The sequence below is a fragment of the Streptococcus sp. A22 genome (assembly GCF_043674215.1).
In the GTDB taxonomy this organism is placed as follows: domain Bacteria; phylum Bacillota; class Bacilli; order Lactobacillales; family Streptococcaceae; genus Streptococcus; species Streptococcus suis_V.
In genome coordinates this window covers 1-1,091 of sequence record NZ_JBIMJQ010000070.1, presented here as the reverse complement: position 1 = coordinate 1,091, position 1,091 = coordinate 1, and the positions used below count along the sequence as shown (strand labels likewise).

The 1,091-nt window shown below is 43.1% G+C and carries 2 protein-coding genes; both read left to right on the top strand.

The features are described 5' to 3' along the window. Nucleotides 1–708: DNA cytosine methyltransferase (locus ACHBHN_RS11325; protein ID WP_394734162.1), on the top strand; the 708-nt coding region annotated here is incomplete at its 5' end. Then, nucleotides 692–1,091 (top strand): hypothetical protein (locus tag ACHBHN_RS11320; protein WP_394734161.1); only part of this gene is annotated, 400 nt, incomplete at its 3' end. The genes ACHBHN_RS11325 and ACHBHN_RS11320, both read left to right, overlap by 17 nt.

The following is a 1,091-nucleotide window of genomic DNA, read 5'->3' as shown; positions in this document are numbered from 1 at the left end:
AGAGGTAAAGGAGAGGGAGCTAAAATCGCCATTCCAGTCTTAACACCAGATAGACTAGAAAAACGGCAACATGGTCGTCGACTTAAGGACAATCAAGACCCTATGTTTACTTTGACAAGTCAAGACAGACACGGAGTTGTTGTCGCAGGAAATCTGCCGACTAGCTTTGACCAGACTGGAAGAGTATTCGACACTTCTGGCTTGTCACCGACTTTGACCACCATGCAAGGTGGAGACAAGGTGCCAAAGATTTTGCTGAGGGAGGAGCTGCCATTTCTGAAAATCAAGGAAGCCACAAAAACAGGGTACGCAAAGGCAACTCTTGGAGACTCTGTCAATCTGGCTTATCCAGACTCAACCAAACGTAGGGGACGTGTGGGAAAGGGAATATCCAATACTCTGACGACTTCAGACAATATGGGAGTGGTGGTTGCTGCTCTGGAATATCGACAGGATAAGTGGTATGAAGTCACAGGCATTGTCTTAGAGGGGAAACTTTATCGCCTGAGAATAAGACGACTGACACCAAGAGAGTGTTTCAGACTTCAAGGCTTTCCTGATTGGGCTTTTGACAAAGCAGAAAGTGTTTCCAGTAAGAGCCAACTATACAAACAGGCCGGCAATAGCGTGACTGTCACAGTTATTGAAGCCATTGCCAGTGAATTTAGAAGAACGGAAGAGGAAGAAAAACATGAACCTACTACATAAGAAAAGTATCCTAGATTGTACTGAATTAGAAGAACATATTCACCAAGTTGAAACCAATCAGTTATTACAAAAGATACTGTCGCTCCCCAATTTTGATTGTGACTTTGAGGTGACTTTTGAAGATGATTACCACAAAGAGATGAATGATCCCCTATTCTACGAATCCAATCTTCATCGGATTTCGGATTTTATGGAAACTAGGGATATTAAAAATGGTGTAGATACTCTCTTGACGAAAGACAATCACCTGGCCTTTCGTGCCTTTGGTGAAAATTATTCTGCTAGAGGAAAGGATGGCATTTTAACGACTTTAGTGACGGTCAAGTGCTTTGGTGAAGGACGGATGCCCATTGATATGAGTCGCTATTTCTCAACTCCTGAAC